The organism is Streptomyces yangpuensis, from assembly GCF_024666385.1.
Classification (GTDB): domain Bacteria; phylum Actinomycetota; class Actinomycetes; order Streptomycetales; family Streptomycetaceae; genus Streptomyces; species Streptomyces yangpuensis.
Map to the genome: position 1 here is coordinate 7,217,775 of NZ_CP102514.1, position 22,760 is coordinate 7,240,534.

At 74.0% G+C, this 22,760-nt stretch carries 23 protein-coding genes and 1 tRNA gene; 13 read left to right on the forward strand and 11 right to left on the reverse strand.

Annotated features, from left to right (window positions below; translation table 11 throughout):
• Window position 1: 1 nt before the first annotated feature.
• Window positions 2-667, forward strand: a complete 666-nt coding sequence (locus NRK68_RS32685; protein ID WP_183064772.1) for a lysophospholipid acyltransferase family protein — start codon at window positions 2-4, stop codon at window positions 665-667.
• Window positions 668-695: 28 nt separating this feature from the next.
• Here the strand turns inward: NRK68_RS32685 and NRK68_RS32690 are convergent, their stop codons facing one another.
• A complete protein-coding gene (locus tag NRK68_RS32690) occupies window positions 696-1,127 on the reverse strand; it encodes a GNAT family N-acetyltransferase (protein ID WP_183064773.1) in 432 nt (143 codons plus the stop codon).
• A gap of 198 nt (window positions 1,128-1,325) precedes the next feature.
• Between NRK68_RS32690 and NRK68_RS32695 the strand changes: the two genes are divergently transcribed.
• The 3 genes from NRK68_RS32695 (at window position 1,326) to NRK68_RS32705 (ending at window position 3,310) form a co-directional block, all read left to right on the forward strand.
• Window positions 1,326-1,742, forward strand: a complete 417-nt coding sequence (locus NRK68_RS32695; RefSeq protein WP_183064774.1) for a YciI family protein — start codon at window positions 1,326-1,328, stop codon at window positions 1,740-1,742.
• Complete coding sequence (locus NRK68_RS32700) at window positions 1,742-3,052, forward strand: RNA polymerase sigma factor (RefSeq protein WP_183064775.1); 1,311 nt, start codon at window positions 1,742-1,744, stop codon at window positions 3,050-3,052. Before NRK68_RS32695 ends, NRK68_RS32700 begins: the two co-directional genes overlap by 1 nt.
• Window positions 3,053-3,130: 78 nt before the next feature.
• Complete coding sequence (locus NRK68_RS32705; RefSeq protein ID WP_183064776.1) at window positions 3,131-3,310, forward strand: hypothetical protein; 180 nt, start codon at window positions 3,131-3,133, stop codon at window positions 3,308-3,310.
• Between the two features lie 165 nt (window positions 3,311-3,475).
• On the opposite strand, the gene NRK68_RS32710 is transcribed toward NRK68_RS32705, so the two are convergent.
• On the reverse strand, window positions 3,476-4,513 hold the full coding sequence (locus NRK68_RS32710) for an alpha/beta hydrolase (protein WP_257857571.1): 1,038 nt from the start codon (window positions 4,511-4,513) through the stop codon (window positions 3,476-3,478).
• Between the two features lie 8 nt (window positions 4,514-4,521).
• A complete protein-coding gene (locus NRK68_RS32715) occupies window positions 4,522-6,009 on the reverse strand; it encodes an AMP-binding protein (RefSeq protein ID WP_257857572.1) in 1,488 nt (495 codons plus the stop codon).
• A gap of 117 nt (window positions 6,010-6,126) precedes the next feature.
• On the opposite strand from NRK68_RS32715, the gene NRK68_RS32720 reads away from it, so the two are divergent.
• From NRK68_RS32720 to NRK68_RS32730, 3 genes are all read left to right on the forward strand, one after another.
• Window positions 6,127-6,864: a class I SAM-dependent methyltransferase gene (locus NRK68_RS32720; RefSeq protein ID WP_257857573.1), complete on the forward strand. Its 738-nt coding sequence runs from the start codon at window positions 6,127-6,129 to the stop codon at window positions 6,862-6,864.
• Between the two features lie 127 nt (window positions 6,865-6,991).
• A complete protein-coding gene (locus NRK68_RS32725) occupies window positions 6,992-7,405 on the forward strand; it encodes a rodlin (protein WP_046780054.1) in 414 nt (137 codons plus the stop codon).
• A 277-nt stretch (window positions 7,406-7,682) separates the two neighbouring features.
• Entirely contained in the window at window positions 7,683-7,979 is a 297-nt protein-coding gene (locus NRK68_RS32730) for a hypothetical protein (protein ID WP_183064780.1), read from the forward strand.
• An 89-nt stretch (window positions 7,980-8,068) separates the two neighbouring features.
• Here NRK68_RS32730 and NRK68_RS32735 read toward each other — a convergent pair whose 3' ends face one another.
• The 6 genes from NRK68_RS32735 to NRK68_RS32760 all read right to left on the reverse strand — a co-directional run bounded on the left by NRK68_RS32735 (window position 8,069) and on the right by NRK68_RS32760 (window position 12,030).
• Window positions 8,069-8,899 carry a class I SAM-dependent methyltransferase gene (locus NRK68_RS32735; protein WP_257857574.1) on the reverse strand — a complete coding sequence of 277 codons (831 nt, stop codon included), beginning with the start codon at window positions 8,897-8,899 and terminating at the stop codon, window positions 8,069-8,071.
• 112 nt (window positions 8,900-9,011) lie between these two features.
• The gene (locus tag NRK68_RS32740) at window positions 9,012-9,242 is read right to left on the reverse strand and encodes an antitoxin MazE7 (protein ID WP_183064782.1); all 231 of its coding nucleotides are present in this window, start codon (window positions 9,240-9,242) and stop codon (window positions 9,012-9,014) included.
• A gap of 96 nt (window positions 9,243-9,338) precedes the next feature.
• On the reverse strand, window positions 9,339-10,574 hold the full coding sequence (locus tag NRK68_RS32745; RefSeq protein WP_257857575.1) for a mannosyltransferase family protein: 1,236 nt from the start codon (window positions 10,572-10,574) through the stop codon (window positions 9,339-9,341).
• Between the two features lie 170 nt (window positions 10,575-10,744).
• Window positions 10,745-11,200 (reverse strand): hypothetical protein, encoded by a 456-nt coding sequence (locus NRK68_RS32750; protein WP_257857576.1) that lies wholly within the window; start codon window positions 11,198-11,200, stop codon window positions 10,745-10,747.
• Entirely contained in the window at window positions 11,193-11,690 is a 498-nt protein-coding gene (locus NRK68_RS32755) for a SigE family RNA polymerase sigma factor (RefSeq protein WP_183064785.1), read from the reverse strand. The genes NRK68_RS32750 and NRK68_RS32755 overlap by 8 nt, the downstream gene beginning before the upstream one ends.
• Before the next feature lie 266 nt (window positions 11,691-11,956).
• Window positions 11,957-12,030 (reverse strand) — tRNA-Met (locus tag NRK68_RS32760).
• Between the two features lie 288 nt (window positions 12,031-12,318).
• On the opposite strand from NRK68_RS32760, the gene NRK68_RS32765 reads away from it, so the two are divergent.
• Together NRK68_RS32765 and NRK68_RS32770 are read left to right on the forward strand one after the other, a co-directional pair.
• A complete protein-coding gene (locus NRK68_RS32765; RefSeq protein ID WP_030036890.1) occupies window positions 12,319-12,522 on the forward strand; it encodes a cold-shock protein in 204 nt (67 codons plus the stop codon).
• Between the two features lie 277 nt (window positions 12,523-12,799).
• Window positions 12,800-13,501 (forward strand): ribonuclease H family protein, encoded by a 702-nt coding sequence (locus NRK68_RS32770; RefSeq protein WP_183064786.1) that lies wholly within the window; start codon window positions 12,800-12,802, stop codon window positions 13,499-13,501.
• An 11-nt stretch (window positions 13,502-13,512) separates the two neighbouring features.
• Here NRK68_RS32770 and NRK68_RS32775 read toward each other — a convergent pair whose 3' ends face one another.
• The gene (locus NRK68_RS32775; protein WP_257857577.1) at window positions 13,513-14,268 is read right to left on the reverse strand and encodes a LamG domain-containing protein; all 756 of its coding nucleotides are present in this window, start codon (window positions 14,266-14,268) and stop codon (window positions 13,513-13,515) included.
• A 220-nt stretch (window positions 14,269-14,488) separates the two neighbouring features.
• Here NRK68_RS32775 and NRK68_RS32780 point away from each other — a divergent pair, with 220 nt between their 5' ends.
• From NRK68_RS32780 to NRK68_RS32790, 3 genes are read left to right on the forward strand one after another with little or no spacing between them, the layout of a single operon-like run.
• Window positions 14,489-15,331, forward strand: coding sequence for a hypothetical protein (locus NRK68_RS32780; RefSeq protein WP_257857578.1), 843 nt, complete (start codon window positions 14,489-14,491; stop codon window positions 15,329-15,331).
• Entirely contained in the window at window positions 15,331-17,490 is a 2,160-nt protein-coding gene (locus tag NRK68_RS32785) for a bifunctional serine/threonine-protein kinase/ABC transporter substrate-binding protein (protein ID WP_257857579.1), read from the forward strand. The genes NRK68_RS32780 and NRK68_RS32785 overlap by 1 nt, the downstream gene beginning before the upstream one ends.
• A gap of 6 nt (window positions 17,491-17,496) precedes the next feature.
• Window positions 17,497-19,704 (forward strand): bifunctional serine/threonine-protein kinase/ABC transporter substrate-binding protein, encoded by a 2,208-nt coding sequence (locus NRK68_RS32790; RefSeq protein WP_257857580.1) that lies wholly within the window; start codon window positions 17,497-17,499, stop codon window positions 19,702-19,704.
• 41 nt (window positions 19,705-19,745) lie between these two features.
• Here the strand turns inward: NRK68_RS32790 and NRK68_RS32795 are convergent, their stop codons facing one another.
• Window positions 19,746-20,366, reverse strand: coding sequence for an L-threonylcarbamoyladenylate synthase (locus tag NRK68_RS32795; protein ID WP_046780064.1), 621 nt, complete (start codon window positions 20,364-20,366; stop codon window positions 19,746-19,748).
• 218 nt (window positions 20,367-20,584) lie between these two features.
• On the opposite strand from NRK68_RS32795, the gene NRK68_RS32800 reads away from it, so the two are divergent.
• Window positions 20,585-22,723, forward strand: a complete 2,139-nt coding sequence (locus NRK68_RS32800; protein ID WP_183064792.1) for a SpoIIE family protein phosphatase — start codon at window positions 20,585-20,587, stop codon at window positions 22,721-22,723.
• The last annotated feature ends 37 nt before the right edge of the window (window positions 22,724-22,760 follow it).

The following is a 22,760-nucleotide window of genomic DNA, read 5'->3' on the forward strand; positions in this document are numbered from 1 at the left end:
CATGCTCAGCCGAATCGCCGCCGCCCTGGTCCCCGCCTTCGGGCGGCTGACCGTCACCGCCGACCCCGGTGCCCGGCCCGCCACCGGTTCCATCCTCGTGGCCAACCACACCTCCCTCGCCGACCCCGCCGTCGTGGTCGCGGCCCTGCGCCGGCACGGGATCGAGCCGGTCATCCTGGCCACCGCCGGACTGTGGCGCGTACCGCTGCTCGGGCCGGCCCTGCGGCGCGAGGGGCACATCGCCGTGCACCGCGGGACCGCCCGCGCCGCGGACTCCCTGGACGCCGCCGCCGTCGCCCTCGCCTCGGGCCGCAGCGTGCTGCTGTACGGCGAGGGCGGGCTGCCGGCGCGCCGCGACGCGGGGGAGGCCGCTCCGGGCCCCTTCCGCAGCGGCCTGGCCCGGCTCGCCGCCGCGACCGGAGCCCCCGTCGTGCCGGTGGGCCAGGCCGGCTCCCGCCGCCTGTGCTCGGGCAGCGGCGCCAAGCAGCTCGCCGGGGTCTTCACGGCGCCGCTGCGGCGACCCTGCCTCCACGTGCACATCGGTTCTCCGCTGCACCTCCCCGACCGGGTGCCGGAGGCGACCGACCGCGCCCGTGAGGCCGTCACCGCGGCCTGGCGCACCGCCGCGTCCGCCGTCGGGGAGGGCGCCTGCGCGGCGGCGGCATGACGGCTCGCCCGGTGACGGGGAATTCTCCTCAGAGGAGCGGTTTTTCGAAGCTGAAGGCGGTCACGGCCATCCGCTCACGGAAGTAGAAGCGGTGCGCGTCGGTCCGCTGGGTGCCGGAGTCCAGGGTGAGGGCGGTGCACCGGGCGGCCCGGGCGTGCTGCTCCAAGTGCGCGAGCAGCGCGTGGCCCACACCGGTGGAACGGGACGCGGCCGAGGTCACCAGGTCGTCGACGTAGAGCTTGCGGACCATGGAGGTGGTGGCGACGACGCGCCAGCCCGCCGCGCCCACGCACACCCCGTCCGTGTCGTAGGCCGCCGTGAAGCGCAGCCCCTGGCCCTGCCCCTCAGCGAGGACCGCGAGGAAGAGCTCCTCGGTGAGGTGGGGACGCAGTTCGAGCAGCACGGGAAGCAGGTCGGCGGTGAGCCGGGCGTCGCCGCACTCCAGGTCGATGATCTTCATGCGGGCAGCGTAACCCGGCGCCCCGGGCGCACCGGGGCGGGCGACGCGGCAGCACGGCGGCGCCGACGCGTCAGCACCGCGGCGGAGCGGCGATCTCGCGCGGTGCCGGCCGACATGTCGAAATGGGAGGGACGGCTCCGACGTCCCGTGCGAGAGGCTCCCGATCCAGGAGCCCGCGACCAGAAGGAGTGGCACTCCATGAAGTACATGCTGATGGTTCTCGGGAGCCAGGCGGACTACGACGCCATGGGCGGCCGGGCGAGCAGCGGCAACCCCGCGTGGTCGGAGGCGGAGCTGAAGGCGATGTTCGACTACATGGGCGCCCTGAACGACGACCTCGCCGAGTCGGGCGAATGGGTCGACGGACAGGGACTCACCGAACCCCGCCAGGCCCGGCTGGTCACCGCGGGCGCCGACGGCACACCCGTAATTTCCGACGGGCCGTACGGCGAGGCCAAGGAGGTGCTGGCCGGCTACTGGATCGTAGACGTCCCCGATTTCGCCAGGGCCGCCGAGATCGCCGCCCGGGCCCACGCCTGCCCGGTGCCCGAAGGGGCGCCCAACTACCCGGTCGTCGTCCGGCCCGTCGACTCCGTCTCGGGCACCGAAATGTGATGACGCGTTCCACCCCGCCCACCCCGCCCGGCCCGCCCGGCCCTCCCACCTCCGAGCCCGCTGATGAGGACCTGCTGCGCCGACTGGTGCCGCAGGTCCTCGGCGCGCTCGTCCGGCGCTACGGACACTTCGACGCCGCGGAGGACGCGGTCCAGGAGGCCCTGCTCGCCGCGGCCCGGCAGTGGCCGGAGGAGGGCCGTCCCCGCAATCCGCGCGGCTGGCTGATCCGCGTGGCCTCCCGCAGGCTCACCGACCAGCTGCGCAGCGAGGACGCGCGCAGGCGCCGCGAGGAGACGGCCGCCGCGCTGACCCCGCGCGACGAGTTCGTGGCGCCGCCGCCGGGGGAGGGCCGCGCCCCCGCCGAGGACGACACCCTCGCCCTGCTCTTCCTCTGCTGCAGCGCCGACCTGCCCGCCGCCGGCCGGATCGCCCTCACCCTGCGGGCCGTGGGCGGCCTCACCACGGCGGAGATCGCCCGCGCCCTCCTCGTCCCCGAGGCCACCATGGCGCAGCGCATCAGTCGCGCCAAACGGCGTATCAAGACCTCCCCGTCGCCCTTCCGCACCGCGAAACAGGAACAGGAAGGGGAACGGGAACGGGAAGGTGCGGCGCGGCTGGCGGACGTGCTCCACGTGCTCTACCTCATCTTCAACGAGGGGTACACGGCCAGCTCCGGCCGGGAACTGCAACGGGCCGACCTCGCCACCGAGGCGATCCGCCTCACCCGCGCCGTCCACGCCCTGCTGCCGGACGACGGCGAGGTGGCCGGCCTGCTCGCCCTGATGCTGCTCACCGACGCCCGGCGCGCCGCCCGTACCGGGCCGGACGGCAGCCTGATCCCGCTCGCTGAGCAGGACCGTACCCTCTGGGACCGCGCCGCCGTCACCGAAGGGGTCGCCCTGGTCAGCGACGCCCTCACCCGCACCCCGCTCGGCCCGTACCAGCTGCGCGCCGCGATCGCCGCCGTCCACGACGAGGCGGCGAGCGACGAGGACACCGACTGGGTGGAGATCCTCGCCCTCTACGAGGTGCTCATCCGGCTGGTGCCCGGCCCGGTGGAACGTCTCGGCCACGCGGTCGCCGTGGCCATGGTGCACGGACCGCGCCGGGCCCTGGAGCTGCTCGCCGCACTGGACGACGACGACCACCTCGCCGGTCACCACCGCCTCGAAGCCGTACGGGCCCACCTGCTGGAGCGGGCGGGCGACCGGGCGGCGGCCCGCGCCGCCTACACGAAGGCCGCCGGGCTCACCCTCAGCGCCCCCGAACGCCGCTACCTCCGGTCCAGGGCCGCCCGGATCGCCGAATGAGTCCGCCATGGCGGGCATCGGCGTCCGTATGCCGGACACCGTCCACGGTTGTCGGACCCCGGCCCTACTCTTGATCACGTGAGCCCGACCCCTGACGACTTCGCCCCCGAACGCTCCCTCGCCGAGATCAACGCCGACATCCGCTGTCTCTTCGCGCGCGCCGAAGGCCGCCTCACCGACACGGAGCGCGTCCGCCACGCCGCACTGCTCCAGGAATGGGCCACGGCCGTACGGGCCTCGGTGGTCCCGGCCGCCTAGGCGGCCCCGCGAAGGCCCCCGTGGCGCAGGGCCCCGGGCGTCGCCCGCTCGGGTGTCCTGCGATCATCGCGGCGTGACGAGAGCACCTGATCCGCGCACGAAGCCACATCGAGGACCTGAGGTCCGCGTTCCCCGCCGAGCGGCGCGGCGGGTACGGCCGCCCGCTCAGGCGGCACCGGACGCCGGCCGGGCGAGGAGTCGCCGGAGCCAGCGGGTGCGGGCCTCACAGGCGTCCCGGCTGAGGGCCGCGTCCGGTGCGAAGGTGTCGAAACCGTGGAACGCCCCGGGCCACACGTGCAGTTCGGCCCGGCCCCCCGCCTGCCAGATCGCGTCGGCGTAGGCCACGTCCTCGTCCCTGAACGTCTCCGCCGACCCGACGTCGATATAGGCCGGGGGCAGCCCGGACAGATCCGTGGCCCGCGCGGGTGCCGCGTACGGCGGCACGTCCGCGGTGCCGTACAGGTCGCCCAGCAGCGCCCGCCACGCCGTCGCGTTGGAGATCCGGTCCCAGACGTCCACGCCGGCCATCTGCCGGCTGGAGACGGTCGCGTCGCGGTCGTCGAGCATGGGGCACAGCAGCAGTTGCCCGATGGGCGTGGGCCCGCCCCGGTCGCGGGTGAGCAGGGCGAGCGCGGCGGCGAGGCCGCCACCGGCGCTCTTCCCGCCGATGACGAGGCGGTCCGGGTCGATGCCCAGGTCGGCCGCGTGCGCTGCCGCCCAGGTGAAGCCGGCGTAGCAGTCCTCCACCGGTCCCGGATAACGTACCCGGGGCGCCAGCCGGTACTCGACGGAGATCACGGCCATCCCCAGCGGAAGGGCCCATTCGCGGAGCAGCTGCGGCAGCACGGAGGGGGCATTGCCCATGATCATGCCGCCGCCGTGCATGTAGTACAGCAGGGGCAGCGCCCCGCCGAGGCCGGCGGGGCGCGCGCTCAGCAGGGTCACATCGGGCTCGCCGGGCGGCCCCGGCACGCGCCACTCGTCGACCTCGAACCGGCCGCCGTCCCGGAGTTCCTCCACGCTCGGCCGCGGCCGCACGGCGGCGTCCCGCTCCTGCCGGGCCGCGAGGTTCTCCGGAGTGAGCGGCTCCGCGACCACCCGGTCCCCCGAAGCGGCCAGCGCCACAGCGAGTTCACCGTCGACGGACGGCGCCGCACACCGCCCCCCGCCCCCGGAACCGGCCCGGTTTTCCACGAGATCCATTCCCCTAGTCAACCACCCGCGGCGCGGGCTCGGAGCCGGCGTTTGTCCGGTTTCCCGCGGGGGGTGAGGGGGATGTCCCGGACCCAGAACACGGTCGTGGGCCGGTGGGCGCGGGCCAGGGAGCGTTCCACCAGGGCGCAGGCCTCGTCGGCCGCCGCGGGACCCGGGGCGAAGCCCGCCGCCGGAACCAGGAAGGCGCACACCTCCTCGCCGGTGGTGTCGCTGTGCCGGCCCACGACCGCCGCCTGTGCCACGGCGGGATGCCGGGCCAGTGCCGCCTCGACCGGCACGCAGTACACGTTGTCCCCGTCGACCATCACCACGTCCACGGCCCGGTCATCGAGGTACAGGTAGCCGTCCGCGTCGAAGTGCCCGAGGTCCCCGGTGCGCAGCCAGCCGTCCCGCAGCACCTCGGCCGTCGTCCCGGGCCGGCCCCAGTAGCCGGACATCATCGCCGCCGACCGGGTCCACACCTCGCCTGTGCGTCCGGCCGGTACCCTCCCGCCCCGCTCGTCGCGGACCTCGGCCTCCACGCCCTCGACGGGCCGTCCGACCGACCCCAGCAGTTCCGGCCGCCCACCCACCGCCGCGTCGTGGTCGGCCGGGGTCAGCCGGCAGATCACCCCCGCCTCGTTCGTGCCGTAGCCCTGCCGCCACCGCCCGCCCCAGCGCGTCACCGCTTCCCGCAGCCGCTCCGGGTGGACCGGGGAGTCCCCGTACGAGACCACCTCCAGCCCCGGCACCCCGTGAGCGGTCACCGGATCGTCCAGCAGCCGGTACACCATCGACGTCGTCAGGTACGTGGACACCGCCCCCAGCCGCCGGCAGGCCGCCGCGAACTCCCGTGTCCCGAAGGGGTCGAGGATCTCCACCCGGCCGCCGGCCCGGAACTGCTCCAGGCAGCGGCCCCCGGACCGCTGCGCCAGCGAGGTCACCGACAGGTAGTCGGTCTTCGCCCAGCCCGCGGGCCGTACGGAGTTCCGCGCGGCCATCGCACCGAAGGTCGAGGCCACCCCCTTGGGCCGCCCCGTCGTCCCGCCGGTGTACGTCACCCGCGCCACGTCCTCGTCCCGCGCCCCCACCGGCACCGGCAGCGCCGCGTGCCGCCCGGCCCGCCGGACCGCCTCGTCCAGGTCCAGCCGGGGCGCGCCCGTAGCGGGCACCGGCACGTCGTGCAGCACCAGGTCCGGCCGGCAGTCCCGCAGGACGAAGTCCAGCCCGTACAGCGCCGGTCCGGCGACGACCTGTGTCAGCCGCGCACCCAGCTGATGCGCGGCGATCCGTACCAGCAGCACCTCCGGCCGGTTCGTGCCCGCCACACAAGCCAGCCCCGAGCCGCGCCCGATCCCCGACTCGGCCAGCACCGCGGCGAGCCGCCGGGCCGCGTCGAGCACGTCCCGGAACGACAGCACGACCGGGCCGGATCCGAGCGCGGGCCGTTCGGCGTTCCTCTCGAACGCCTCGACCAGCTCCGTGACATACCGCGCGGCCACCATGTGCGATCCGCCTCTCCCCGTACCGACGGTGATCGTACGGTCACTCCTGCGGCGCGGGCCCCCACCACACCGGCGACCCACTGCGCGGAAGGCCGGCCCGGCGGCATCATGGGCGGCATGACGACCGAATCCCGTGCTCGTTCATTCAGCTCCGCGGCGGCGCGCTACGCCGCCAACCGCCCCTCGTATCCGCCCCAGCTCTTCGACGCGCTGGCGGAACTGGCCGGCTTTCCCCTGGCCGGCGCCCGCGTCGCCGACGTGGGCGCGGGTACGGGAATCGCCACGTCCCTGCTGGAGGCGCGCGGCGCCCGCGTGGTGGGGGTGGAACCGGGCGAGGGCATGGCCGCCGAGTTCCGGCGCCGCAACCCCCGCACCCCGCTGGTCCGCGCGGACGGCAACAGGCTGCCGCTGTCCTCCGGATGCCTGGACCTGCTGACGTACGCGCAGTCCTGGCACTGGACCGATCCGGACCGCGCCGTCCCCGAGGCGCTGCGGGTATTGAGGCCGGGCGGCGCGCTCGCCATCTGGCACAACGACCCCGATGTCACGGTCGGATGGATCGCGGAGCAGCAGGCGCGCATCGAGGCCCGGTTCGGGCCCGGCTGGTACATCAACGAACGGGCCCGCCCACAGGACGGGCTGCGGTTCACCGGCCGTCACCTGTCGTGGTCGCGCCGCGTTCCCGTCGACACGCACCTGGCCAAACTGTCCACCCATTCCCTCTTCCTCGTCGGCGAGCCCGGGACGGACGGTTTCCTGGCCGACGAACGGGCCCTGCTGATACGGCGCTTCCCCGACGGCTGGGTGGAGGAGCACTACGTGGTCGAGCTGAACGTGGCGGTCCGGGGAGCGTGACGAGGCAGGGGAGACGGGGGTGGGGACGGGATGCCGCCGTTCGGGTGAAGCACCGGAACCCGCCGTCGCCCCGTCCGTTGATCAAGGCGCTTACCCCCATGCACTCGTGCGACATAAGGACCCCCTGATGCTCAAGAAGATTATGGCCACCGCCGCCGCCACCGCATCCATCGTCGGCGCGGGCGCCGCCGTGGCGGCCCCGGCCATGGCCATCGGCAACGACAACGGTGTCAACACCGTCAACGGCAACGGTGCCCAGCAGATCTACGGCAACCAGAAGACCCACGGCGACCAGAGCCCGCAGCTCGGCCTGGTCCAGGGCACGCTGAACAAGCCCTGCATCGGTCTGCCGGTGAAGGTCAACGCCCAGTCCGTGCTGGCGCTCATCGCCAACGTCGGCGTCCAGGACATCAACGTCCTGTCCAACCCGCAGAACCAGCAGTGCACCGAGAACTCCACCCAGGCCAAGGGCGACGAGCCGCTCTCGCACATCCTGGACAACATCCCGGTCCTGTCGGGCAACGTCTCGGCCGGCAGCTGACGAGTTCCCTCGTACGAGCCGGGGCCTCCGACGCCTGCGCGAGTGCCCACGGGGCCCCGGCTTGTTCCACCCGGATCCGCCGATCCGGCCTGCGAACGGCGCGCGGCGGCCGCACGGCCGCCGACGTGGGCACCGATCTCCCCACTCCAGAGCCTCCGCCCGACCGGGCCGGAGGCTCTGTCGCGATTCTGACCGCCGTGGCCCTCGCGGTGATCGTGGTGCGACGCCGCGACGTGTGAACCGGCCGGGCGACGCGCCATCCGGTAGCTTCGGTTCCATGACCACTGAGCCGCAGAGCTTCGAGATCCTGGTGGTGCCCGAGCACATCGAGAACCTCCGTGGGGCCTCCCCGGCGGACCGCGCCCTGAGGTCGGCCGTGGTCGAGGCGACCGGCGAGCAGGGGGCCTCCGGATATCCCCGGTACCGGGGTCAGGGCGTGGAGGCCGACATCGACCCCGCCACGCGCACCATCGAGGCCCTGCTCATCGACGGCGCGGAGCTGGACTACGGGCTGATCGCCATGATCGCCCCCGAGGACCGGGGCCGCGGCTCCCGCCGTACGCAGGGGACGTAGGGAGGCCACGGCCGGGTGAACACGGGCCGGCTAGGCGCGGCAGCTCCAGCGTGCACAGGCCGCACCGGGGCGGCGGGTGGCGGTTGGCGTCAGCTCCGCCGGTGGGCGGTCAGCAGCAGGTACTCCCACTCCATGACGCCGTCCGTGGTGTGTTCGGCGGCGAGCGCGTCGAGCGCCGCGTCCAGAGCCGCGACCTTCTCCGGATCGTCGCCCACCGCGCGGTACACGGCGATGGTCGGCCCGTAGCAGGCCTTGAAGAACTCCCGGAAGTCCGGCGGGTTCTTGAAGAGGGTCACGGGGACCGTCCGGCGGCGGGCGACGACATCGGTGACCGCGTCGCCGAGCAGGTCGTGGACGTACTCCTCGTTCCCCCACAGCGGCGGCGGCTGCACACCGGGCGGGGGCGGCGGGGCGTACGGCTTCATCGTCGCGAACAGCCGTCCGACGAAGCCCTCGGGGGTCCAGCTGATCAGCCCGACCGTCCCGCCGGCCCGGCACACCCGCAGCATCTCGTCGGCGGCGGTGCGGTGGTGCGGGGCGAACATGATGCCGATGCAGGACATGACGACATCGAACTCGCCGTCCGCGAAGGGGAGCGCCTCGGCGTCCGCCTCCCGCCACTCCAGCTTCGCGCCCTGTACGGCGGCCAGGTGCCGTCCGACCTCCAGCAGCTCGGGGGTCAGGTCGGACGCCACGACGTCCGCCCCGGCCAGCGCGGCCGGGATGGCGGCATTGCCGGAGCCCGCCGCGATGTCGAGGACCCGGTCACCGATCTGGATCCCGCACTCCTTCACCAGCAGCGGCCCCAGCGGGGCGACGACGTGGGAGGCCACGGACGGGTAGTCGCCCATGGCCCACATCGCACGGTGCTTGGCCTTCAGACCGCGGTCGGCCTGCTGCGCCTCGTTCGCATCGGTCATGACAGACGTCCTCCAGCGCTCGAAGCGGTCCTTCCCCGAGACTAGGGACATTCCGGCGGACCGGCCCGTCGGCGGGGCCACCCGGGTGCCGGCGCCCCGCCGGCCGGCCGGGTCAGTCGCGGCCGGTGCTGCCGCCGAAGTCGCGCGCGAAGCCTTCCCGGAAGCCGGGGCGTTCCAGCGCGTCCTCGAAGGCCCGTGCGGCGCGGGCGAGCGCGGTCGCGTTCTCCTGGGCGGTGGTGAGTTCGGCGAGGTACGCGCGCAGGCTCAGTCCGCGGTCGGCGGCGAGCACGGCGAGCCGGTCGCGCACATCGGTGTCGACCTCGACGATGGTGGTGTCGGCCATCCTCCGAGTATGCGCGTCCGGCGCCCGGCCGGGGGCCCGTTCGCCCGGCCGGTACCCCCGCCGTCCGGCCCGCTGTCCCGCTGTCCCGCCATGCCGCTATCCCGCCCAGCGTCCGGTGAGGAAGGTGATGGCCACCGTGGTGCACAGGGGCCCGGCCACGTACAGGTAGGCGCTGCGCACCCGGGGGCGGCGCAGGCTCCAGCCGGCCAGGGCGATCCACAGCGGCCACCACAGCAGGGTGGAGCGGGGTACGGAGGTGTACCAGTAGGAGGTGCCCAGCGCCCACAGGGTGAGGGCGATGTAGAGCGCCTCGGGCCAGCGGCGGCCCCGTACCAGCACGGCCAGCAGGACCACGCCGGTCACCATCGCCAGGAGTTCCGCCTGCCACATCAGGGCGTAGCCCGTGGGCTGGGTGTGCCCGAAGGCGGCCGTCCAGGTGTGGGACCAGGCCTCCCACGGCAGGTGGAACTCCCGGTACCAGCCGCGCTCCTGGGAGTGCTTCCAGGCCATCCAGTCCCCGGTCCACGCGTGCAGGTACCAGCTGTGGAGCAGCGGCGGGAGGGCCGGCAGGAACAGCCAGGGGGCGCCGCGCCAGGCGGTACGGGTCCGGGCGGTCAGCAGGAAGTGGAGGGCGAGCGCGGCCGCGAGGAAGAGTCCCGTGACCCGCACCGAGCAGGCCAGGCAGGTCAGGACGGAGGCGGCGGCCCAGTTCCGGCGCTGCGCCGCCAGCCAGGCGGGCAGGGCCAGCGCGAGGAAGAGCGCCTCGGTGTAGCCGGCGGCGAGGAACACGGCGCACGGTGAGACCAGCAGAAAGGTCACCGCGCGCCGGCCGGCTTCCTCGTCGCCCAGCCGGTCGCGGGCGATGCGGGCGAGGGCCAGGACGGCGACGCCTCCCGCGACGAAGGAGATCAGTGCTCCGGAGGCGGCCCAGGAGGGGACGACCGTGTGCACGGCGCGCAGGACCAGCGGGAAGCCGGGCAGGAAGGCCTCCCGGTTGTCCCAGCCGGCCGTCCAGGGGCCGGTGGCGTCGGGGAAGTACCCGTCCTTGGCTATGCGGAAGTAGAACGTCCAGTCCCAGCGCTGCCAGGGCGTGAGCAGCGACGCGGGCCTGTGGCTGTCGCCGTCGGCGGGGAACAGCCAGCCGACGGCGCCCGCGGTCGTCCAGATGCCGACGCGGGTCAGCAGGTAGAGCCACAGCACCTCGCGGTCGGCCGGCCCGAGCACGCGCAGGGCCGGGAGCGAGCGGCGGGGGCGAGGGGCGGCGGGACGGTCCGCGAGGGCGGGCCGCGAGCGGGGGACCTCGGCCGTTCGATGCGGGGCTGAAACGGACATAAGGGTATCTCCTGGCCGTCTGAGGGTGTGCGGAACCGCCGGCCGGGGTTTCCGGGCCGGTGTCCGCAGGCGGCGATGTGGGGTGTGGTGGAGGCGGGGCGAGGGCTGGGAGCGTGCTTGCGCTGGGTGGTCGCCGGGGGTGGCATCGGCCCGGCCCGCGCGGGCGGTCCCTAACGCGGCAGTTGGGTGCTGGTGCTGGCGCTGGTGGGAGGCGGCGAGCCGGGGTGAGTGGATCTCCGGGGCGGGGCGGCGCTCGTCGTCGCGGTGGCGGTGGCGGTGCCCGTGCCCGCGGTGGCGCTGGGCGGGGTCAGCGAGGTCCTGGTGCCCTGCGCCGAGGGAAGCGCGGACGTCGGCAGGGAGGTCGGCAGATCGGAGGGCGGTACGGGCGAGGGGGTGGTCACCGGGAGCGTCGGCCGGCCGGCGTCCTGCGGCAGGAACGCGGCCAGCGCCGCACCGGATCCGCCGAGCAGCAGACAGCAGGCGGCCGCGATGCCCGCGATCCGGCGCCGCCGGACCCGTTCGCCGTGATGCTCGATGACGGAGACGGGCGGGAGCGTGGTCGCGGACTGCCCGGCGGAGGCCGCGGCGCGGAAGGCCGACCGCAGCGGGTCGTGGGACTCAGGCATCGGGGGCCTCCTCGGTGCGCGGATCCTGCAGGTGATGTGAGAGCGCGGCCCGGCCGCGGGAGAGGTGGGTCTTGACCGTGCTGGCGGACAGCGAGGTCTCGGCGGCGATCTGCTCGACCGTCAGGTCGCACAGGTAGTGCAGCGCCATCGTGCGGCGCTGCTTCAGGGGCAGCCGGCGCAGTGCCTCGACGAGGGCCACCACCTCGGGTCCCGGCCCCTCCACGTGCTGCGCGGGAGCGCTGCGCCGCCAGGCGTCGGCGGAGCGCCTGCGCACCCGCCAGCGGCTGACCGCGAGCCGCCATGCGACGGTACGGATCCACGCCTCGGGGCGGCCGTCCCGGTCCAGCTGGCGCCGGCGCCCCCACCCCCGGACGAAGGCCTCCTGCACCACGTCCTGTGCCTCGTGATGGTCACCGAGCATCACGTACAGCTGTCCTGTGAGCCTTCCCGCCGCTTGTGCGTAGAACGCTTCGAACTCCTCGACGGTCAAAAATCGCTCCCGAATCCATGTATCCCTCTCACCGGGCATACGCCCGGCGCACCGCATCCGGTCGACATCGGGCGACAGGAACTTCTGTGACTGCGGTCACATGGCGGGCGGCCCGCTCATCGTCGCGCCGGCCGCGGCGGGGACGGCGGCGCCACGAGCTCTGACAGGGCCCGGAGGGGGCCCGGGCCGGGCCCGGACAGGGCGCGAACAGGGCCCGGAACGGCAGAAGGGCCCGGATCCACAAGGATCCGGGCCCTTCCGAGCAGTAGCGGGGACAGGATTTGAACCTGCGACCTCTGGGTTATGAGCCCAGCGAGCTACCGAGCTGCTCCACCCCGCGTCGGTGGACCTCACCCTACGGCATCCGGGGGACCGTCCTCGACGCATTTTCGGGCCGCGCTGCCCGGCAAGTCCGTACAAGGGCGAATTCCCGCCGCGCAGGCGAGATCATTCCCCCTGGTGACAGTGCGTGCGTGCGTGTACCTTCTCCGGTAGCTGTCGTGGTTCCAAGTGCCTTGCCCGCGCCTTCCGGTGTGGGCAGTTTTGCTGTGTTGTGCCGTAGGACCAGGGCGATCACCTCCGTCCTCCACGCCGTGTGGAGGACGTACGTCAACGGGAAGGCATGAACATGGCTACGGGAACCGTGAAGTGGTTCAACTCGGAAAAGGGCTTCGGCTTCATCGCCCAGGACGGCGGCGGCCCGGACGTCTTCGCCCACTACTCGGCGATCAACGCCACGGGCTACCGTGAGCTCCAGGAGGGTCAGGCCGTGACCTTCGACATCACGCAGGGCCAGAAGGGCCCGCAGGCGGAGAACATCACCCCCGCCTGATCCCCGGCCGGCCCGGGCTGTGACCCGGGCTCCGGAGAACCGTTTCCTCCCCCGGGTGAACCGGGGAGTGCACGATCAGGGCCGTGCGGCATCGCCGTACGGCCCTGATCCGTCCGCGGCCCGGAGCGGATCCGGCCGCTGGGCCGTTCGCCGAGCGGGCCGCGGGCCGCGGGCCGCCGGGTCCACCCGGTCGCCACCGTGCGGCGGCTCGCGCTGATCAGGATGGCGCGACCGGCCGCGGGCCGTACCGCCCCCGGGGATGAGGCATGATCGGGGGATGTCTGATCGCATCATTGCCGCCTGTGACGGAGCGGCGAAGGGTAACCCCGGGCCCGCCGGCTGGGGATGGGTCATCGCCGACGCCGAGGGCCGCCCCGAGCGCTGGGAGGCCGGTCCGCTGGGGCGGGCCACCAACAACATCGGGGAGCTCACCGCGCTCCAGCGGCTGCTGGAGGCGCTGACGCCGGGGACGTCCGTCGAGGTGCGGATGGACTCGCAGTACGCGATGAAGGCTGTCACGCAGTGGCTGCCCAACTGGAAGCGCAACGGCTGGAAGACCTCCTCCGGCCAGCCCGTCGCCAACCGTGAACTCGTCGAGGAGATCGACCGGCTGCTGGCCGAGCGCGACGTGACGTTCCGCTACGTTCCCGCGCACCGCGAGGACGGCGACCACCTGAACGCGATCGCCGACCAGGCCGCCAGCGACGCCGCGCTCCGGCAGGAGGCCGCGGGCACGGCCCTGGGGAACGCGGACATGCCCGTACCGGCTCCCGCCGCGCCCGCGCGGCAGAAGTCCGGTACGGCGAAGAAGCGGTCGTCCGCCGGTTCCACGACGGGCCGGGGGAGCCGGGCGATCAAGGCGAAGTTCCCCGGCAGCTGCCCCTGTGGGAAGCCGTACGCCGTCGGCGACATGATCGCCAAGAACGGCACCCGCTGGGGCCACGAAACCTGCGCCACGGCGGCGGCCGAGACCGCATAGCGGCCGGTGGGTCAGGGGCGGATCACGCGGAGGTAGGCCACCTCGTACGACATCGAGGACACGCCCGGGTCGGGCTTGGGGTGGTAGCGGCCCGCGCAGACCGAGAGGTTGACGATCAGGTAGGCGCGCCAGCGGCGGCCCACCCCGCGGCGGTCGGCGAAGACCTGTTTGCCGTTGACCCACCACACGACGGAGCGGGAGCCGAACTCGACCTTGAGGTCCACCCAGCCGCCGGGGCGGATCGCCTGGTCCCGGTGGTAACGGGAGCCGCCCCTGACGTGGTTGGACAGTTCGAGCAGGTCGGGGTTGTCCGGGTGGTACTCGAAGACGTCGATCTCGTTGTCGCCGTCCAGCCAGGTCCAGATCGCCGGCCAGGCCCCGAGTTCGACGGGCAGTCGTACGCGGGACTCCAGTACGTCACCGGTCCGCACCATGAACCCCTCCTCGCTGCCCTCGGTGGTCAGCAGGCCCGCGTTCCAGTTGCCGTCCGGGCGGCGGGCGGCCCGGAACGTGCCGGTCCGGCTGAAGGAAGGGTCAGAGACGAGGTGGTCGAGCTTGTTGTCGCCCGGGTTGGTGGGGCCGCCGTTCGGATAGGCCCAGGAGCGTCCGGCGACCCACTGGCGGGTGGAGGTGAAGTCCGCCGTGAAGACCGGGGCCCGGGCGACCGCCGCGCTTTCGTCGTCACGTCCGGGTGCGGAGGAGGCGGAGTCGGAGGAGGCGGGGCGTCCGAGGAGGCGTCGGAGCCGGTCGAGAATCTGAGTGAGCACATCGCTCCTTCCCGAGAACGCGAGCTCTTGCAGCATGCCCGCTTCCGGGGGAATGCATACCGGTCAACCGGTTTGTGTTTCGCCCGGGTTCCGATCCGGAGAGCCGGGACGGGAGCCGCACCGGCCTGGCCCGGCGTGACCCCGGCCTCCAACAACGGTTGTGCATAAGACAGTTGCGCGACCCCACCGCGGGGTACCATCCGTGCCGTTGGGGGGTACTGTGACACGACGCCATGTCGCGCTGCGCGCCTACGACGGTGCGGCAGCAGGTTTGTTCTCCGTGGCCGTGATGGCCGCGATGGCCGCAATGGCCGGGTGCACGGCCGACGGGAAGGACGGGAACGGGGCGACCAGCCGCGCCCCCGCGGCGTCCCCCGCCCCGGCGGCGTCGACCACCGCGCCCTCGGCCGTCTCCCTCGTACCGCAACTGGACGAGTCCAAGCAGCCGAAGACGGCGGCCGAGGCCAGGGAACTCCTCGCCCGGATCCTCATCACCGAGGACGCCTTCGGCCCGGGCGTGGTCCGCAGCACACCGTTCGAGAGCAGTTCCGGGCGCTGGCCCGTCCTCGACGAGGGGTGCGTCTGGCAGACCGCCGGCCTGCCGCAGGACGTACTCGCCACGAACACCCGCTACTTCCAGATCCCGGCCGCGGACGGCCACGGCCGCGTCCGGCTCAACGCCACGGTGACCGTCCACCGCGACCGCCTGGAATCGGGCTGGGAGACGGCACGCGCCATGGAGGAGGTCCTGCGCTGCCCCGACCAGAAGCTCCGCGAGGGCGAGCAGCTGAAGGGCCTGCTGGGCAACGCCATGTACCAGGGGGAGCAGCTGAACAACTGGAGCGAGGACGCCTTCAACGAGATCGGTACCTACGTCAGTGAGCAGGACGGCGGACCGCACCGGTACTTCTGGTACCAGGCGCAGTTCGGCCCGGTCACCGTGGCCATCGCGGGCAAGGGCGCCGAGGGCTTCAAGGACGAGACCCTCACCCAGCTAGTCGTCCAGGGCAACAGCCGCATGATTGCGCAGGCCAAGCAGGCCCTCGGAAAGGCGGCCGGCTGATGGAGCAGCTGCATCCCTCGGACCCGTCCCGGATCGGCGGCCACCGCCTCCTCGGACGGCTCGGCGCCGGCGGCATGGGCGTCGTCTACCTCGGCCGCACCGACGACGGCGCGCTCGCCGCCGTCAAGGTCATCCGGGCCGAGTACGCCGAGGAGTCCGACTTCCGGGCCCGGTTCCGCCGCGAGGCCGAGATCGCCGCCGAGGTCGAGAGCCCGTGGGCCGTCAGGATCACCGGCGCCGACCCCGACGCCCCGGAACCCTGGCTGGCCACCTCCTTCGTCGCCGGCCCGTCCCTGGCCGAGGCCGTCTCCGCCCACGGCCCGCTCCCGCTGCGCGCCGTACGGATCCTCGGCAAGGCCCTCGCCAAGGCCCTTCAGGTGATGCATGCGCAGGGCCTCGTCCACCGCGACGTCAAACCCGGCAACGTGCTGCTCGGCATGGACCGGCCCCGGCTCATCGACTTCGGAATCGCCCGGGGCGGCGAGCACACCGCCCTGACCTCGGCCGACGCCGTACTCGGGACCCCCGGCTTCCTCCCGCCCGAGCAGGCCGAGGGCCGCCCCGCCGAACCGTCCGGCGACGTCTTCTCCCTCGGCTGCCTCCTCGCCTACGCCGCCACCGGCCGGCTGCCCTTCGGCGCGGGCACCGTGGAAGCCGTGCTCTACCGCACCGTCCACGACGAGCCCGACCTCGGCCCGGAGCTGCTCGCCGACCCCGAACTCACCGCCCTGCTGCGGACCTGCCTCGCCAAACACCCCGACATCCGGCCCACCGCCGCCGCACTCGACGAGGCCCTCGTCGAGGACACCCCGGGCGAGGGGACCGACTGGCTGCCCGACCCGGTCGTCGCGACCATCGCCGAACGGGCCGCCGCCCTGCTCGGCCTGCCCGGCATCGAGGAGACCGTCGCCGACCCCGAGGCCGCCCCCGCACCCGGCGGGACCGGCCCGGCGTCGTCCCGCAGGCGGTTCCTCCAGATCGCCGCCGGGGCCGTGCTCGCGATCGGCGGCGGCACGGCGGGCTGGCTGGCGCTGCGCGAGGACGAGAAACCGAAGGGCACAGCCGCAACCGCCGCCCGCGCCTGGGTGATCGGCGTACAGGCCGACCTCTCCGGCCCGCAGAAGGCGGCCGGCATCGCCCAGGAACGCGGCGTACGGCTTGCCGTCGACGCCTTCAACTCCCGCAAGGACAAACCCTTCACGCTCACCGTAGCCACCGCCGACGACGCCGGCGGGGCGGATCGCTCGGCGGCCGCCGCCACCAGCCTCATCTCCGACCCGGACGTACTCGCCGTGATCGGGCCCACCGGCAACGCCACGGTCACCCCGTGCCTGGAGCTGTACGGCGAGGCGGCGCTGCCCCTGCTCACCGTCTCGGCCCTGGCGAGCGCCTTCAGCGTCGCCGACCGCCGCAGCTTCTTCCAGGTCAGCCCCATCTCCTTCATCCAGGGCTCGGCGCTGGGCCGCCAGCTCGCCCGGGAGCGCGGGGTGAGCAGGCTGGGCGTCCTGTGCGACCGGGACGGCGACGTGGAGGGCTGGCAGGCGATCCTGCACGCGACCCGCACCATCGCCGGCTACGTCCCGGGAGCCACCGTCCATCCACGCGTCGTCCCGCGCGGCACACAGGACCTGTCCCCGGTCGTCACCGACATGCTCGCGCACGGCGTCGACGCCTTCTTCTACACCGGCACCCCCCAGGGAGCGGCCAGGACCGCCACCCTGCTGGCCGCCGCCGGCTACCGGGGCCACCGGGCGGCCGACTACGCCGTCATGGGGCCGGAGTTCCTCGCCGCCGCAGGCCCGGCCGCCGAGGGCTGGCAGTTCGTCGCCCCCTACACCGGCCCCGAGGCCCCCGAGACCGCCGAACTGGCCCGCGCGCACCAGGCGGCGTACGGCACCCCGCCCGGCATCTGGACGGCGGAGGCATACGACGCAGCGGGCCTGGTCATCGACCGGCTCGTCACGGCGGCCCGCGGCGGGGGCCGCCCGGCCCGCGCCGACCTGCTCACCGCCCTCGCGGAAGGCTCCTATCGCGGCCTGACCAAGGAGTACGCCTTCGGCAAGGACCGGACGGTGAAGGACAACGCCTACTTCCTCCACCAGGTGGAAGGCGGACGGATCCGGTACGTGGGCCCGGTCGCCCCAGCCGCGGCCGGATAGCGGCGGATGCGGCCCCTCCTCCCCGCCGATCCGGCCGCGATCGGCGGGAACCGTCTGCTGGGCCGCCTGGGTGCGGGCGGCATGGGCACCGTCTACCTGGGCCGTTCCCCCGAGGGCGTGCTGGTCGCCGTCAAGGTGATCCGCGCCGACCACGGCGCGGACCCCGCCTTCCGGGCCCGGTTCCGCCGCGAGGCGCAGGCCGCCGCCGGGCTGACCGGACGCTGGATCGTCCCGGTGGTCGCCGCCGACCCGGAAGCCCGCGAACCCTGGCTGGCCACCCCGTTCGTCCCCGGCCCCTCCCTGGCCGAGGCGGTCGGCGGGTACGGGCCCCTGCCCGCCAGGACCGTACGCATCCTCGGCGTCCGGCTCGCCGAGGCCCTGGCTGAGGTGCACGCGGCCGGGCTGATCCACCGCGACGTCAAACCGGGCAACGTCCTGCTGGCCCCGGACGGGCCCCGCCTGATCGACTTCGGGATCGCGCGGGCGGCCGGCGCGACCACGCTCACGGCTGTGGACGCGGTCGTCGGCACCCCCGGCTACCTCGCACCGGAGCTGGCCCGTGCGGGCGGCCCCGTCGCGGGTACGGCCGGCGACGTGTTCTCCCTCGGCTGCGTCCTGGCGTACGCGGCGACCGGGACCGGCCCGTTCGGCGGCGGGCACGCGGCCGCGGTGGTCTTCCGCACCGTCCACGAGGAGCCGGAACTCGGCTCACTGCCCGTCGAGTTGCGCGAGGCGGTCGCCGGATGCCTGCGGAAGGAACCGGCGGACCGGCCGACCCTCGCCGAGCTCACCGCCCTCCTCGGCCCCGACCCGGGCGGCACGGACCATCGAGGCGCCGACGCGGGCGGCGTGGACCCGAGCGGCACGGACCCGGCCGGCACGGACCCGGCGGCGGCCGGGGGCTGGCTGCCGGCCCCGCTGCCCCGGATCATCGCCGAACGCTCCACCCGGGCCCTGGACCTGCCCGCCCCGGAACCCACCCGGATCGACGCACCCGAGCCCGCCCGGCCGTTCACCCGCAGACGGCTGCTCGCGGCCGGCGGAGCCCTGGTCGCCGCCGCCGCGCCGGTCGCCTGGTACACCACCCGGGGACCCGGCGGCCGCGGGACGCCCGGTCGCGAACGAAACCTCCCGGTCCTGACCCTCGGCCTGCAGGCCGACCTCACCGGGCCCGGCCGGGCGACCGGCCAGGCCCACGAGCGCGGCATGCGGCTCGCCCTGGACCACCACAACGCCCGCTCCGACGCCGCCTTCCGGCTGGCCCTGCGCGTCGCCGACGACGGCGGGGACCCGCAGCGCGCCGAACAGGCCGTCAAGGAACTGATCGCCGACCCGGCGGTGCTCGCCGTGACCGGCCCCACCTGGGACGCGGCCGTGCCGGTACTGGCCGACGCCTGCCTCGCCGCGGACCTCACCCTGGTGCTGGTATCGGTGGACACCCCTGCCAACGCCACGACGCTGTGGCGCACGGCGTGCGCCACCCGCCCGAACGGCGAGGGCCTCGGCCTCCCCGTCCTGCACTACCTGTCCCGGGTGCGGATCTCGCGCCGTACGGCGGTCGTCGAGGACGCGGCGAACGGAGCACCGGCGTGGCAGGTCACCCGGGCGCTCCAGCAGAGTCCCCCGGCGCAGGGCACGGTGAGCGTCCACCGCATCCCCGAGGGCGGCTCCGACTTCGCGGGCACCGTACGCGCCCTGACCGAAGCCGGCGCCGAGGGCGTCGTCTACGCCGGCACCTCGCCGCAGCGGGCCGGCGAGCTGGCCCGCGCACTGGCCGACGCCGGCTTCCCGGGCCCCCGCGTGGGACTCCAGCACGCCATGGAACCGGCCTTCCACACCGCGGCCGGCCAGGCAGCCGAGGGCTGGGTGTTCAGCGCCCTGTTCATCGATCCGTCGGCAGCGTCCGGCACCGCCGATTTCGCCGCGGCCCACCGCAGCGCCCACGGCGAACCGCCCGCACGCTGGGCCACCGAGGCGTACGACGCGGTGGGGCTGCTGGCCACCGCCCTGACCGGGCTGGAGGGCGAGGGCCGCGACAGGGCGGGCCTGTCCCGCCGGATCTTCCGTACGACCCACCAGGGGCTCGCCAAGGCGGTCGCCTTCGACACCAGGACGCGGGCCCTGACCGGGGACAACCTCGCCCACCTCTACCGGGCCGAATCGGGCCGGTTCCGCTACCTGGGCCGGTACGCGGACGTACGCACCGACCCGTGAGCGGGCCACTCGAACCGTGCGGGCCACTCGAACCGTGCGGACTACTCGAACCGTGAGGTGTCGCCGGCTCCCCGGCGGACGATCTCGGCCTCACCGGAGGAGAAGTCGATGACTGTGGTCGGCTCGGTGCCGCAGTCACCCGAATCCAGTACGGCGTCCACCTCGTGGTCGAGCCGCTCCTTGATCTCCCAGCCCTGCGTCATCGGCTCTGCCTCGTCCGGCAGCAGCAGGGTGCTGGACAGCAGCGGCTCGCCGAGCTCGGCGAGCAGGGCCTGGGTGACGACGTGGTCGGGGATCCGGACACCGACGGTCTTCTTCTTCGGATGCAGCAGCTGACGCGGAACCTCCGAGGTCGCCGGGAGGATGAAGGTGTAACTGCCCGGTGTGGCCGCCTTGATGGCGCGGAACACGTTGTTGTCGATCTGCACGAACTGCCCCAGCTGGGCGAAGTTCTGGCACACCAGGGTGAAGTGGTGACGGTCGTCCAGGTTGCGGATCGACCGGATCCGGTTGATGCCCTCCCGGTTGCCCAGCTGGCATCCCAGCGCGAAGCAGGAGTCCGTGGGGTAAGCGACGAGCCTGCCCGAGCGGATCATGTCGACCACGTTGTCGATGGTGCGCCGCTGGGGATTCTCGGGGTGCACGTCGAAGTATTTCGCCATCCGCCGAGCCTACGCCGTCACGGCGCCGCCCCCGACAGCCCCGGAAACCCTACGGCCGCCCGACCCGCGGCCGCTCCGGACGCTTCCCGGCGGTTTCGGAGGGACCATGAGAGATGACCGTACGCCCCGGACCTCCCCGGACCGCCCCGCACCACGGCCGGACGGGACGGGCCGGGGCGGGTGCCGCCGGGCGACGGTGCCGGAAGGGAGCATCGCCGATGGGTGCGATCGACGAGCCGGGGGCCAGTGGGCGGCGGCCTGCCGCGGCCGGGCTCGCCCCGCCGAGCGGGCTGCTCGACGTCCTGAACGTGGCGGCCGTCGTCCTCGACGCCGACGGCCGGGTCGCCCTGTGGAGCCCGCAGGCCGAGCAGCTGTTCGGCTGGACGGCCGCCGAGGCCCTGGGCCAGCCCGCCGCCCGGCTGCTCGCCGCACCGCAGCACATCGGCCTGGTGACGGAACTCTTCGCGCGGGTCATGGGCGGCGCCGGCGACTGGGCGGGTGCCTTCCCGGTGCGGCACAAGGACGGCAGCACCCGCCTCGTGGAGTTCCGCAACATGCGGCTCCTCGACGACCGCGGCGACCTGTACGCCCTGGGCATCGCCACCGACCGCACCACGCTGCGGCAGCTGGAGCGGGACCTCGCCCTGTCCGCCCGCCTCGTGGCCCAGTCCCCGATCGGACTCGCGGTCCTCGACACCGAGCTGCGCTACGTCCTGGTCAACCCCACGCTGGAGCGGATCAACGGGCTGCCCGCCTCCGAGCACATCGGCCGGGGCGTCCGGGAGGCCCTGTCCTTCCTCGACGACACCGAGGCCGCCGAATCGGCGATGCGCCAGGTCCTGGCCACCGGCACACCGCTGCTGGAGCAGTTCACCGCCGGACGCACCCACGGCGGGCACAGCGCCGAACACGCCTGGTCGGTGTCCTACTACCGGCTGGAGGACGCCACCGGGCGGGTCCTGGGCCTGGCCACCTCCGTGGTGGACGTCACCCAGAGCCACCAGGCGGCCCTGGAGATCGCCCGCAGCCGCCGCCGCCTCGCACTGATCGCCGACGCCACCGTCCGTATCGGCACCACCCTCGACCTCGACCAGACCGCGCGCGAGCTCGCCGATGTCGTCGTGCCGGAGCTCGCCGACATCGCCGCCGTCGACATCCTCGACTCCGTCCTCGAAGGCCGGCCCACCCTCAGGTCGTCGGCCCACGAGCCCGCCGTGTTCCGTGCCCTCGCCGTCGCGGCCGCCTACCCGAGCGAGGCCGTCCGCGCCGCGGACCCCCCGGGGGACATCGCCCGCTACGCCGCCGACCGGCTGGTCACCCAGTCCGTGACGACCGGCCACCCGGTCCTCGTCGCCCACGTCCAGGCGAGGGACATCTCCCGGATCGCCCGCGACAGCAACGCCGCCTCTCTCCTCTCCCGCGCCGGACTGCGCTCGTACCTGGCCGTGCCGCTCATCGCGCGCGGCGAGGTGCTCGGCGCCCTCGACCTCAAACGCACCCGCAACCCGCTGCCCTTCAACGATGACGACATCGTGCTCGCCGGTGAACTGGCCGCGCGCGCCGCCGTGTGCATCGACAACGCCCGCTGGTACCGCAACGCGCACCACACCGCCCTCGCGCTCCAGCACCACCTCCTGCCCCACCACCCGCCGCCCACGCCCGGCCTGGAGGTCGCCTCGCGCTACCGGCCCGCCGCGGCCAGCAGCGAGATCGGCGGCGACTGGTTCGACGCCATCGCGGGACCGGACGACACCACCGTCCTCGTCATCGGCGACGTCATGGGCAGCGGCATCAACGCCGCGGCCAGCATGGGGCAGTTGCGCACCGCGACCCGCACCCTCGCCGAACTCGCCCTCGACCCGCCGCAGGTGCTCCAGCAGCTGGACCGCACCACGGCCGCCCTCGAGGAGACCATCGCCACCTGCGTCTACGTCGTCCACGACCCGCACCGCGCGCAGTGCCGCATCGCCGTCGCCGGCCACCTCCCGCCCGTGCTCATCCGCTCCGGTCACGCCCCCAGGCTGCTCGACCTGCCCACCGGAGCACCGCTGGGCGTGGGCGGCATCCCCTTCGAGGCCACCACCGTCGCCATGGAGCCCGGTGACCAACTGGTCCTCTACACCGACGGTCTGGTGGAGACCCGTGACCAGCCCATCGACGAACGGCTCGGCCTCCTGCTGGAGCTGCTCGCCGACACCGGCGGCCCCCTGGAGCAGACGTGCGACCGGCTCCTGGACTCCCTGCGCCGTCCCGACGACCACGACGACGTCGCCCTGGTCATCGCCCGCGCGCGGGCCCTCGCACAGGGGCCGGACGCCGCCTCGCCGCGCGGCCCGGCCGGTGCGGGCCTAGGCTGACCGTGTATGCCGTGCCCTGGTCCTCGTACCGCAGGAG

Excerpts from the sequence above, each read along its gene's own strand:
- NRK68_RS32685 (WP_183064772.1), top strand. The coding sequence starts at position 2 with ATGCTCAGCCGAATCGCCGCCGCCCTGGTCCCCGCCTTCGGGCGGCTG.
- NRK68_RS32690 (WP_183064773.1), bottom strand. The coding sequence starts at position 1,127 with ATGAAGATCATCGACCTGGAGTGCGGCGACGCCCGGCTCACCGCCGAC.
- NRK68_RS32695 (WP_183064774.1), top strand. The coding sequence starts at position 1,326 with ATGAAGTACATGCTGATGGTTCTCGGGAGCCAGGCGGACTACGACGCC.
- NRK68_RS32700 (WP_183064775.1), top strand. The coding sequence starts at position 1,742 with ATGACGCGTTCCACCCCGCCCACCCCGCCCGGCCCGCCCGGCCCTCCC.
- NRK68_RS32710 (WP_257857571.1), bottom strand. The coding sequence starts at position 4,513 with ATGGATCTCGTGGAAAACCGGGCCGGTTCCGGGGGCGGGGGGCGGTGT.
- NRK68_RS32715 (WP_257857572.1), bottom strand. The coding sequence starts at position 6,009 with ATGGTGGCCGCGCGGTATGTCACGGAGCTGGTCGAGGCGTTCGAGAGG.
- NRK68_RS32720 (WP_257857573.1), top strand. The coding sequence starts at position 6,127 with ATGACGACCGAATCCCGTGCTCGTTCATTCAGCTCCGCGGCGGCGCGC.
- NRK68_RS32725 (WP_046780054.1), top strand. The coding sequence starts at position 6,992 with ATGCTCAAGAAGATTATGGCCACCGCCGCCGCCACCGCATCCATCGTC.
- NRK68_RS32730 (WP_183064780.1), top strand. The coding sequence starts at position 7,683 with ATGACCACTGAGCCGCAGAGCTTCGAGATCCTGGTGGTGCCCGAGCAC.
- NRK68_RS32735 (WP_257857574.1), bottom strand. The coding sequence starts at position 8,899 with ATGACCGATGCGAACGAGGCGCAGCAGGCCGACCGCGGTCTGAAGGCC.
- NRK68_RS32740 (WP_183064782.1), bottom strand. The coding sequence starts at position 9,242 with ATGGCCGACACCACCATCGTCGAGGTCGACACCGATGTGCGCGACCGG.
- NRK68_RS32745 (WP_257857575.1), bottom strand. The coding sequence starts at position 10,574 with ATGTCCGTTTCAGCCCCGCATCGAACGGCCGAGGTCCCCCGCTCGCGG.
- NRK68_RS32750 (WP_257857576.1), bottom strand. The coding sequence starts at position 11,200 with ATGCCTGAGTCCCACGACCCGCTGCGGTCGGCCTTCCGCGCCGCGGCC.
- NRK68_RS32765 (WP_030036890.1), top strand. The coding sequence starts at position 12,319 with ATGGCTACGGGAACCGTGAAGTGGTTCAACTCGGAAAAGGGCTTCGGC.
- NRK68_RS32770 (WP_183064786.1), top strand. The coding sequence starts at position 12,800 with ATGTCTGATCGCATCATTGCCGCCTGTGACGGAGCGGCGAAGGGTAAC.
- NRK68_RS32785 (WP_257857579.1), top strand. The coding sequence starts at position 15,331 with ATGGAGCAGCTGCATCCCTCGGACCCGTCCCGGATCGGCGGCCACCGC.
- NRK68_RS32790 (WP_257857580.1), top strand. The coding sequence starts at position 17,497 with ATGCGGCCCCTCCTCCCCGCCGATCCGGCCGCGATCGGCGGGAACCGT.
- NRK68_RS32795 (WP_046780064.1), bottom strand. The coding sequence starts at position 20,366 with ATGGCGAAATACTTCGACGTGCACCCCGAGAATCCCCAGCGGCGCACC.
- NRK68_RS32800 (WP_183064792.1), top strand. The coding sequence starts at position 20,585 with ATGGGTGCGATCGACGAGCCGGGGGCCAGTGGGCGGCGGCCTGCCGCG.